Source organism: Curtobacterium sp. 8I-2, assembly GCF_902506155.1.
GTDB classification, from domain to species: Bacteria; Actinomycetota; Actinomycetes; order Actinomycetales; family Microbacteriaceae; genus Curtobacterium; species Curtobacterium poinsettiae.
This window is the reverse complement of record NZ_LR732827.1, coordinates 1,005,124-1,014,386: the sequence shown is the minus strand read 5'-3', so window position 1 is coordinate 1,014,386 and position 9,263 is coordinate 1,005,124. Positions and strand designations below refer to the sequence as shown.

Annotated in this window: 11 protein-coding genes; 5 read left to right on the top strand and 6 right to left on the bottom strand. The window is 72.0% G+C overall.

Features of this window, described 5'->3' with window-relative positions; all coding sequences use genetic code 11:
- Positions 1–326: 326 nt before the first annotated feature.
- The 4 genes from BOSE127_RS08525 to BOSE127_RS08510 all read right to left on the bottom strand — a co-directional run bounded on the left by BOSE127_RS08525 (position 327) and on the right by BOSE127_RS08510 (position 3,100).
- On the bottom strand, positions 327–1,046 hold the full coding sequence (locus BOSE127_RS08525; protein WP_017886834.1) for a response regulator: 720 nt from the start codon (positions 1,044–1,046) through the stop codon (positions 327–329).
- Positions 1,028–2,302 carry a sensor histidine kinase gene (locus BOSE127_RS08520; RefSeq protein ID WP_159556886.1) on the bottom strand — a complete coding sequence of 425 codons (1,275 nt, stop codon included), beginning with the start codon at positions 2,300–2,302 and terminating at the stop codon, positions 1,028–1,030. The genes BOSE127_RS08525 and BOSE127_RS08520 overlap by 19 nt, the downstream gene beginning before the upstream one ends.
- A gap of 82 nt (positions 2,303–2,384) precedes the next feature.
- The gene (locus BOSE127_RS08515) at positions 2,385–2,693 is read right to left on the bottom strand and encodes a transcriptional regulator (protein WP_159556884.1); all 309 of its coding nucleotides are present in this window, start codon (positions 2,691–2,693) and stop codon (positions 2,385–2,387) included.
- Complete coding sequence (locus BOSE127_RS08510) at positions 2,690–3,100, bottom strand: hypothetical protein (protein WP_156155280.1); 411 nt, start codon at positions 3,098–3,100, stop codon at positions 2,690–2,692. Before BOSE127_RS08510 ends, BOSE127_RS08515 begins: the two co-directional genes overlap by 4 nt.
- A 126-nt stretch (positions 3,101–3,226) precedes the next feature.
- Between BOSE127_RS08510 and BOSE127_RS08505 the strand changes: the two genes are divergently transcribed.
- Entirely contained in the window at positions 3,227–3,595 is a 369-nt protein-coding gene (locus BOSE127_RS08505; protein ID WP_082046823.1) for a YciI family protein, read from the top strand.
- On the opposite strand, the gene BOSE127_RS08500 is transcribed toward BOSE127_RS08505, so the two are convergent.
- Positions 3,501–4,703 (bottom strand): MFS transporter, encoded by a 1,203-nt coding sequence (locus BOSE127_RS08500; protein ID WP_159556882.1) that lies wholly within the window; start codon positions 4,701–4,703, stop codon positions 3,501–3,503. The two genes, BOSE127_RS08505 and BOSE127_RS08500, sit on opposite strands and share 95 nt — an antisense overlap.
- A 62-nt stretch (positions 4,704–4,765) precedes the next feature.
- On the opposite strand from BOSE127_RS08500, the gene BOSE127_RS08495 reads away from it, so the two are divergent.
- Positions 4,766–5,356, top strand: a complete 591-nt coding sequence (locus BOSE127_RS08495; RefSeq protein WP_140448792.1) for a TetR/AcrR family transcriptional regulator — start codon at positions 4,766–4,768, stop codon at positions 5,354–5,356.
- Positions 5,353–6,246 carry an alpha/beta hydrolase gene (locus BOSE127_RS08490; protein WP_159556880.1) on the top strand — a complete coding sequence of 298 codons (894 nt, stop codon included), beginning with the start codon at positions 5,353–5,355 and terminating at the stop codon, positions 6,244–6,246. The genes BOSE127_RS08495 and BOSE127_RS08490 overlap by 4 nt, the downstream gene beginning before the upstream one ends.
- A gap of 118 nt (positions 6,247–6,364) precedes the next feature.
- On the opposite strand, the gene BOSE127_RS08485 is transcribed toward BOSE127_RS08490, so the two are convergent.
- Positions 6,365–6,847: an ATP-dependent zinc protease family protein gene (locus BOSE127_RS08485; protein WP_017886827.1), complete on the bottom strand. Its 483-nt coding sequence runs from the start codon at positions 6,845–6,847 to the stop codon at positions 6,365–6,367.
- Between the two features lie 87 nt (positions 6,848–6,934).
- Here BOSE127_RS08485 and BOSE127_RS08480 point away from each other — a divergent pair, with 87 nt between their 5' ends.
- Both BOSE127_RS08480 and BOSE127_RS08475 read left to right on the top strand, forming a co-directional pair.
- Positions 6,935–8,113, top strand: a complete 1,179-nt coding sequence (locus BOSE127_RS08480; RefSeq protein WP_042537686.1) for a RimK family alpha-L-glutamate ligase — start codon at positions 6,935–6,937, stop codon at positions 8,111–8,113.
- Between the two features lie 69 nt (positions 8,114–8,182).
- Positions 8,183–9,256, top strand: coding sequence for a 3-oxoacyl-ACP synthase III (locus tag BOSE127_RS08475; RefSeq protein ID WP_042537701.1), 1,074 nt, complete (start codon positions 8,183–8,185; stop codon positions 9,254–9,256).
- Positions 9,257–9,263: the final 7 nt, after the last annotated feature.

The window sequence follows — 9,263 nt, the reverse complement described above, 5'->3', positions numbered from 1 at the left end:
GTGCGGGGTGCGTGCGTCGAGTCGGCACGGTGCGGGCTTGTTCGGCTCGTGCGGGTTTGGTTGCTCGGTGCGTCGTGGTGGCGGGGCACGGTGCGGTCGACGCTGCACGGGTTGAACGATGGCGCACGGTGCGGGCGTGGGGTGCGGTGGTGGGCACGGTGCGGGCTTGTTGGGCTGGTGCGGGTTTGGTTGCTCGGTGCGTCGTGCTGGCGGGGCACGGTGCGGTCGACGCTGCACGGGTTGAACGATGGCGCACGGTGCGGCGATGTCTGCGAACTCGGCACCGTGCGGACTTGTCCCGCCGGTGCCGGATCGGTCGGGCTCGGTCAGCCGGCGACGCCGTGCTCGAACGCCCAGACGACCGCCTGGATCCGGTCGCGCAGTGCGAGCTTCTGCAGCACGTTCGACACGTGGGTCTTCACGGTGGCGTCCCCGACGTAGAGCTCGGCGGCGATCTCCGCGTTGCTCAGGCCTCGGGCGAGGAGCCGCAGCACCTCGGTCTCCCGCTCGGTGAGCCCGGCGGCGGTGAGCGCATCCCGGCCGGACGTCGCTGCCGTCGCGGTGGTCGCCGGCTCGGGCCGGGTCTCCGGCAGCGTCGTCGCCGTCGCCCGGCTGATCACCCGCCGCGTGACGTCCGGCGCGAGCAGGGCGTCCCCGGCGGCGACGGTCCGCACCGCGTCGATCAGCCGCTCGGGGGAGGCGTTCTTCAGCAGGAACCCGCTCGCTCCCGCCTCGAGCGCCTGGAACAGTGCATCGTCGCTGTCGAACGTCGTGAGGATGAGCACCGCCGGCGGGTCCGGCAGCGCCGCGATCCGCCGCGCGGCCTCGAGCCCGTCGACGCCGGGCATCTGCACGTCGAGGCAGACCACGTCGGGGCGAAGCGCCTGCACGGCCTCGACCGCCCGCGCTCCGTCCGAGGCCTCTCCGACCACCCGGAAGCCCGGCTCGGACTCCAGGATCACGCGGAACCCGGCACGGACGAGTTCCTGGTCGTCGGCCAGCACGATGGTCAGGTCGGCCGTCCCGTTCACGTCGTCGGCAGCCATGCACGCACCAGGTAGCCTCCCCGGGCGCGTGGCCCGATCTCGATCCGTCCGTCCACGGCGTCGACGCGTTCCCGCATCCCGACGTGCCCGAGCCCGCTGCCGGAGGTGCTCCGGGCTGCACGGGCACCGAGTCCGTCGTCCGCGACCTCGACCTCGACGCTGTCGTCCAGGTACCGCAGCCGGACGTCGGCGCGGGCGGTCGGTCCGGCGTGCTTCAGGATGTTCGTCACCGCTTCCTGCACGATCCGGTACGCCACGGCGGCCACCGTCGGTGGCACCGGGCGCTCGGTACCCACGACGACGTACTCGGCGGGGTGGCCGGCCACCCGGGCCGACTCGGCCAGTTCGGCGATCCGCGTGATGCCCTCGGTGCTCGGCCCGTCGCCACCGGTCGTCCCGCCGCCGGCCGCATCGTCGTCGGAGCGCAGGGTACCGAGCATCCGCCGCAGCTCCTCCACCGCGGTACGGGCGTTCTCCTCCACCACCTCGAGCGATGCGGACGCCTGCCCCGGGTCGCGGTCGAGCACGCGCCGTGCCGCACCCGCCTGCACACCCATCAGCGACACGTGGTGGGCGACGACGTCGTGCAGCTCGCGGGCGATCCGCACCCGCTCGATCGTGACCGCTTGCGCGGCCGACCGTTCCCGCTCCGCAGCGAGTTCGGCGGTGCGCTCGGCGAGCTGGTGCCGCGCGACGGCGGAGGCCCAGGCGCGGTTGCCGGCGTACCAGGCGGCGCCGAAGTAGATCACGTTGATGAAGATGTTGAGCAGCGAGAACGCCACGTACGGCGCCACGGGCGAGTCCGTGTCGTTCGGCAGGGAGTTCGGTGACGCCCACCCGAACGAGATCGCGATGAACAGCCACGCGAACATGCCACCGATGACGACCCAGCGCACCGCTTCCGACCGGACCCGGTCCGAGCACCACGCTCCGACCGTGTACAGCGCGATGAAGAGCGTGAAGTTGACGAGGAAGACCTCGGGGACACGGAGCAGCTGCGTCGCGGCGAACGCCACCGCCGACACCAACGCCACCGACATGGGGAACCGTCGGCGGAACGCGATCGGTGCCGCGTTCGCGACGATCATCAGGGCCGAGACCCACCAGACGGCCTGGTCGTCGCCGTACGTGCCGGCCGACCCGTACAGGAACGTCGTGAGCGCGAGCCCACCGGCCAGCACCACGGCGAGCACCGTGTCCTGTCGGTACTCGTGCCGCCCCACCGGCAGTCGCGACCACTCCGCCGTCGTCCCCACTCGCGAAACGCTAGCGGAATCCCGGTGCGATGTCGCCATCACGCTGGACTGCTCGGCGTCCGCTCGCTTCACGGTGCTCTGGTCACCCGTCGGGTTCGGCGATCGCCCGGATGACGGCGAGGTGCCGCTCGAACGCATCCCGTCCTGCGTCGGTGAGGGCGAGCCAGCTCCTCGTGCTCCGCCCCACGCGAAGCCTGCGGACCCGGAGGAACCCCGCCTCGCCCAGAACCGCCGCTGCTTGGGACAGTGTTGAGTCGCTGACCTCGAGTGCGTCCCGGACGACACCGAACTCCGCTTCGTCCACCGTCCTGAGCAGGGCGAGCAGTGAGAACCGCACCGGCGAGTGGATCCGGTCGTCGAGTTCGTGCCGAGGGTGGGCGCCGCTCGTCATCGGCGCCGCGGCCGAGCCTGCGCTGCCGCCACGATGAGTGGAGCTGCGACGACGAGCGAGGTCGCTCCCCATGCCATCAGCGACGTCGACCCGTCGAGTCCTCGGAGCACCGCGGCGTCGAGCGGAGCAACGGCGAGGACGTAGAGGACGCCGGTTGCGACCCAGGCGACGGTCATCAGTCGGTTGCCTCCGCGGGGGACGACCCGCCGGGTACTCGCGACGAGCCACAGTGCGATGACGGCGACAGCGGCAATCGCGAGGACGGGCAGCCGCGGGGCACCCAGCCCCTCGGCCACGAACACGAAGGACGCGACCAGGGCGGCACTGCACAGGAACACCGGCGTCTGCCAGCCGCGCCCTTGCCTGAGGCGAGTCCCGGCTGCAGCTCCTCGAGAGGACGAATTCATGTTCACAGATGGTAAACGTGAAACTGCCGCATCCGCGGATGTCCCAGTGGAACCGCAGCTTCGGGGCGAAGGGGTCGGTCAGTGCGCGACGAGAGTAGCCTCCCGCCAACGAGCAGGGGAGACGCCATGCAGTTCCTCGTCAACGTCATCGACGACGGCCAGGCCGCCGCCGTCGGCAACACGTACTCCGCGACCGACGCCGAAGCCGCCGCGGTCGACGCCTTCAACGCCCGGATGGCCGACGCGATCGTGTTCGCGGCCGGGGTCTCCGCACCGGCCGACGCCACCCTGGTCGACGCCCGTGCAGGTGCGGGCGACGCGGCCACCGGCCCCGCGACGGCCGGGCGCGCCACGACCGGACCCGCGACCGGCACCGACGAGTACGTCGCCGGCTTCTGGGTCATGGAGCTCCCGGACGCCGAGACGGCGGCCCGGGTGGCGCACCAGGCGTCGCAGGCGTGCAACCGGAAGATCGAGCTCCGCCCGCTGCTCTGACGGCACGCAGGTCGCCCGGCCGACGGACCACCCCAGGGACGGCGCTCGCCGCGGTCACGACGGCCCCGACCACGAACGTCGCGACGAACCCGATCGCACCGACGAGCACTCCGGCACCCGCCGCGCCGACGGCCTGCCCGAGCACGAGTGCGACGAACAGCATCGACGTGCCGGCCGACGACCGCTCGGAGTCGATCTCGGTCGTCCACGTGATCAGCGCCCCGGTCGCCGCCGTGTAGCCCCAACCGAACACGGCACACGCCAGCAGCGCCGCGACCGTCGACTGCGGCAAGGCCCCCAGCACGACGACAGCGACGGCGACCGAGCCCGCCGTGACCGCCCAGAGCGTCCGGGCGTGCAGTCCGTTGGTCCACCGCGCAGTGACCACGACGGCCGCTCCGCCGACCCCGAGCGCGATCCAGGCCGACACCGAGACCACGACCGACGCACCGGCGTCCACCAGGGCCGAACGACCGTAGGTCCAGACGACGGCGGAACCGGCCCCGAACAGCAGCGCCAGCACGATGACCCCTCGGTGCGCCGCGAACCACGGAGCACCGGGCAGTGGGGGCCGGGATGTCGCCGCACCACCCCGGGACACCACGAGCAACAGGGTTCCGACGGCCAGGGCGAACACCGCGGACACCACCCAGGCCGTCCGCCAGTCGGGCAGCAGCACGAGCGCGAGGACCCCGGCGCCCACGAGCCCCGGTCCGGTGCCGGCGTTCACGACCGCCTGCGCTCGACCGAGCAACGCGGACGGCACCTGCTCCGCGACGAGTCGCACGAGTGCGGGGGACGCGAGCCCGGCGCCTGCCGACGCGAGCACTGCGCTGACACCGAACGGCACCGGACCGTCGGCGGTGGCCATGGCGATCGCACCGACCCCCGCCACCAGCGTGGCAACCGCGACGAGGACCCGGGGCATCCGTGCGGCGAGCAGGAACCCGGCGACCGCACCGACGCAGTACAGCGCCGAGGCGCCCGACGAGACCCATCCGGCGGCGTCGGACCGGAGCCCCAGGTCGCGTTGCACGTCGGGCAGGAACAGCCCGTACGCCAGCCGCACCAGCCCGTAGGTGGCCGCGATCAGGCCGAGTCCGCTCACGAGGAGCAGTCGATGTCGCAACGAAAACGATCGTTTCACTTTTCAGACCCTAGGGTGCTGTCATGGTGATGCGCCCAGGAACCGAGCAACGGCTGCTCGACGCCGCCGAGGAGCTCTTCTTCTCGCAGGGGATCGCCGCCACCCCGATCGACGCCGTCCTCGAACGGGCCGGGGTCTCGACGGCGACGCTCTACCGCGGCTACGCGAGCAAGGAGGCACTGGTCGCCGCGGCGCTCACCCGTCGCCACGACGACTGGATCGCCACCTGGGACCGTGCGGCCGCCGCAGAACGGGACGACCTGGGCCGGCTGCTGGCTGTGTTCGACGCCCTCGACGACTACCGCTCGACGCCCACGGGCTCCCGCTGGTGCGCCTTCCTCGGCACCGCCGCCGAGTACGCGGACGCGCCCGCCGAGGTCCGGCAGGTCCTGGACCTCGAGACCACCACGTTGCGGCAGCGGCTCGTGTCGCGGGCCGCGCCGGTGGTCGGTCCCCGTGCCGAGGCCCTCGCCGACCAGCTGCTCCTCATCGTCTCCGGTTCCCTTGCGATGCGGTTGCGCGACCCCGCGCTCGACACGACGACGGCACGGTCCGTCGCCGCGTCCCTCATCCGGGAACACACCACCCCCGACGGAACGGCGCCCACCCCATGACCCGATCGCGTGCTGCCACGATCACCCGCCGCTCCCTGCTGATCGGCGGGACGGGCGTCGTCGCCGCGGGAGCCGTGGCCGAGGCGATCAACCTCGGACTGCTGCCCGGGCGCTCGACCATGTACCGGGTCCTCGGTCTGGACGGCACCGACGGCACGGTCCCCGACGTCGAGCCCGTCCCCACGACCTCCGGCACCTTCGTGTCGGCGGCGCGGAAGGGCCGCACCGTCGGCTGGACGATCGCGGCACCGGCGTCCGACACCCCCTTGCCGGTGGCGGTCGCCCTGCACGGGTACGGCGACGACCACACCTCGTTCTTCGGGCGCAGCCTGGGCTACGACCGGTTCCTCGCGGCGCACGTGGCCGCCGGCGGAGCCCCGTTCGCGATCGCCTCGATCGACGGCGGCAACCGGTACTGGCACCCACGAGCCGACGGGGACGACCCCGCCGCGATGGTCGTCGACGAGTTCCTGCCCCTGCTCGGCCGCCGCGGGTACGACACCGACCACCTCGCCGTGACCGGCTACTCGATGGGTGGCTTCGGCGCGCTCCGGCTCGCAGGGGTCCTCGGCGCCGCGCGCGTCCGGGCCGTCTCGGCCATCAGCCCCGCGCTCTGGAAGTCGGCCGCCGACACCGCCCGCGGCGCCTTCGACGACGCGGCCGACTTCCGCGCGAACACCGTCCTCGGGCGGCAGCGCGCGCTCGACGGCGTCGCGGTCCGCGTCGACTGCGGCAACGGCGACGGGTTCGCGCCGGCGGTGCACGCCTACGTCGACGGCTTCGCCGAGCCGCCGGCCGGGGGCTTCGCACCCGGCGGCCACACGCACGGCTACTGGCGCCGTCTGGCGCCGCAGCAGCTCGCCTTCCTCGGCCGCCACCTCGGTCACTGACCCGACCAGCGCCCGAGACGCGCGCCGAGGCGGACGGGAGGCCCGTGGCGGCGCCGCACCGCGCCTCCAGGCCGTCGACCGGTCGCGGCAACGGCCCGTGCCGGGTGACCAGGACCGCTCAGGCGCGCCCGCGGTTGCGGCGCCGGATCTCCTTCGGAGCCCGCCCGGCCACGAAGGACCGCGCAGGATCGACGAGGAAGCCCTGCCGGAGCGCCTCGCGCCCGACGAGCATCCGGAAGCCCATCTGGTCGCGGTTGCTCAGCGTGACCTCGGACTCGACGACGCGCCCGGCCAGGGCGATCTGCGTCAGCACCACGATGCGTTCCTGGGTGTGCCCGGTGGAGCTGCGGACGACGCGCCGGTCGTGCACGTCGCACTCGATCGTGGCGGCGTCGGCATCGGTGTCCTGCCAGGGGTGCAGCGAGAACCGGACCCGCTCGCCGGGCAGTTCCTCGAGGTCGAAGGCGTGCAACGCGGAGCTCCGGGCGCCGGTGTCGAGCTTCACCTTGATCCACGGCACGCCGAGGTCCGGCAGGCCCGCCCACTCCCGCCACCCGGCGACGACGAGCCCGCTGTCGGAGGACTTCGGAGCTCGGGCCATGTGCCCATCCTGTCGCATGCTCCGCGGCCACGTCCGCATGCTTTGATGGAGCGTCGCCGTCGATCCGACCCAGCGGAGAACCCCTCGATGAAACTCGCCATCCTGTCGCGTGCGCCCCAGGCGTACTCGACCCAGCGCCTCCGCGCAGCGGCACTCGACCGCGGGCACGAGGTCAAGGTGCTCAACACGCTGCGCTTCGCGATCGACCTGTCCGGTGACGACCCGGACCTGCTCTACCGCGGCAAGCTGCTGAGCGACTACGACGCCGTGCTGCCGCGCATCGGCAACTCGATCACCTACTACGGCACCGCCGTCGTGCGGCAGTTCGAGCAGATGGACGTCTACACGCCGAACACGGCGAACGGCATCACGAACTCGCGTGACAAGCTCCGGGCGAACCAGATCCTGTCGCGGCACGACATCGGCATGCCGGCGACGACGTTCGTGGCCGGGCGCAACGACGTGCGCGGCGCGATCGAACGGGTCGGCGGCGCGCCCGTCGTCATCAAGCTCCTCGAGGGCACGCAGGGCATCGGCGTGATCCTGGCACCCGAGGCGAAGGTCGCCGAGTCGATCGTCGAGACCCTGCACTCCACCAAGCAGAACGTCCTGATCCAGCGGTTCATCGCCGAGAGCCGCGGCCGGGACATCCGGGCCCTGGTCGTCGGTGACCGGGTCGTGGCGGCGATGCGCCGGACCGCCTCGGGTGACGAGTTCCGGTCGAACGTGCACCGCGGCGGCACCGTCGAGAAGGTCACGCTCACGCCCGAGTACGAGGCCGTGGCCGTCCGCTCGGCGCAGATCATGGGCCTGAAGGTCGCCGGCGTCGACATGCTCGAGGGCAACGACGGGCCGCTCGTGATGGAGGTCAACTCCTCACCGGGGCTCGAGGGCGTCGAGCGTGCCACCGGCCTCGACATCGCCGGTGCGGTCGTCGACTTCATCGCGAACCAGGTGGCGTTCCCCGAGATCGACGTCCGCCAGCGGCTGTCCGTCTCGACCGGCTACGGCGTCGCGGAGCTCCTCGTGCACACCAACGCGGACCTGGTCGGCAAGACGATCAAGGAGTCCGGGCTCTGGGACCGCGACATCACGGTCCTCACCCTGCACCGTGGCTCGAACGTCATCCCGAACCCACGCAGCGGTGTCGTCCTGGAGCCGGGTGACCGCCTGCTCTGCTTCGGCAAGCTCGAGGAGATGCGCTCGATGATCCCGGAGCGTCGCAAGCGGCGCGCGAAGGTGCGGAAGTTGCCGAAGGACGTCTGATCCGGAGCCGTCCAGCGCATCCGGATCGCGCACACAGGCCAGATGCGGAAGTATGTGTCGGTGACGATCATGACGGAACGGCCGGTCGACCAGGCATCGAGCAGTGAACCGGAGCAGCCCGGCAACGCCACGGCGAAGCACCGGAACGTCTCACTGCTCTCCGTGGCGACCACCACGGCGGAGCGTGTGACGACCTCTGCCGACATCGAGGCCAAGCTCCGTGGGGTCCTCCGTCGACTCCGTCTGCCGATGGGACTGCTCGAGCGCGTCGCCGGGGTCATCGAACGTCGCAACTGGGGCGAGGGGCAGACCTTCCAGGACGCCGCGATCGACGCCGGCCGCCGTGCCATGGCCGAGGCCGGGGTGCGTCCGGACGAGATCGGCCTGCTCATCAACACCTCGGTGACCCGTCCGCACCTGGAGCCGTCGGTGGCCGTCCGCCTGCACCACGGGCTCGGGCTGCCGTCGTCGGCCATCAACTTCGACATCGCGAACGCCTGCCTGGGGTTCGTCAACGCCATGAGCGTCGCCGCGGGCATGATCGACTCCGGGCAGATCAAGTACGCGCTCGTCGTCGACGGCGAGGACGCCGACCAGGTGCAGCTCAACACCATCGACCGCCTGAACCAGGGCGGGCGGAACCGCAAGGACTTCATGAGCGAGTTCGCCAGCCTGACCCTCGGGTCCGGTGCCGCGGCGGCCGTGCTCGGCCCGGCGGACCTGCACCCCGAAGGGCACCGGATCGTCGGCGGCGTCACCCGCGCGGCGACCCAGTGGTACGACCTGTGCGTCGGCAGCGTCGACGGCATGTTCACGGACGCCAAGATGCTGCTCAAGGGCGGCATGGAGCTCGTCGTCGCCGCCTGGACCGAGGCCCGCGCCCACTTCGACTGGGCCGACATGGACCGCTACGTGCTGCACCAGGTCTCCGACGTGCACACCAACGCCTTCGTCGAGGCGATCGGCATCCCGCGCGACAAGGTCCCCACCACCTACCAGCGGTTCGGCAACGTCGGCCCCGCGTCGATCCCGATCACCCTGGCCGACGAGGTCGCCTCCGGCGGGATCCGTCGCGGTGACCGTGTGTTCCTGGGCGGCGTCGGCTCCGGCATCAACACGGCGATGATGGAACTCCACTGGTGAGGTCCCG

What these genes read in the sequence shown, in the direction of transcription:
- BOSE127_RS08525 (WP_017886834.1), bottom strand. Translation starts at nt 1,046, where the DNA reads ATGGCTGCCGACGACGTGAACGGGACGGCCGACCTGACCATCGTGCTG.
- BOSE127_RS08515 (WP_159556884.1), bottom strand. Translation starts at nt 2,693, where the DNA reads ATGACGAGCGGCGCCCACCCTCGGCACGAACTCGACGACCGGATCCAC.
- BOSE127_RS08510 (WP_156155280.1), bottom strand. Translation starts at nt 3,100, where the DNA reads ATGAATTCGTCCTCTCGAGGAGCTGCAGCCGGGACTCGCCTCAGGCAA.
- BOSE127_RS08505 (WP_082046823.1), top strand. Translation starts at nt 3,227, where the DNA reads ATGCAGTTCCTCGTCAACGTCATCGACGACGGCCAGGCCGCCGCCGTC.
- BOSE127_RS08495 (WP_140448792.1), top strand. Translation starts at nt 4,766, where the DNA reads ATGGTGATGCGCCCAGGAACCGAGCAACGGCTGCTCGACGCCGCCGAG.
- BOSE127_RS08490 (WP_159556880.1), top strand. Translation starts at nt 5,353, where the DNA reads ATGACCCGATCGCGTGCTGCCACGATCACCCGCCGCTCCCTGCTGATC.
- BOSE127_RS08485 (WP_017886827.1), bottom strand. Translation starts at nt 6,847, where the DNA reads ATGGCCCGAGCTCCGAAGTCCTCCGACAGCGGGCTCGTCGTCGCCGGG.
- BOSE127_RS08480 (WP_042537686.1), top strand. Translation starts at nt 6,935, where the DNA reads ATGAAACTCGCCATCCTGTCGCGTGCGCCCCAGGCGTACTCGACCCAG.
- BOSE127_RS08475 (WP_042537701.1), top strand. Translation starts at nt 8,183, where the DNA reads ATGACGGAACGGCCGGTCGACCAGGCATCGAGCAGTGAACCGGAGCAG.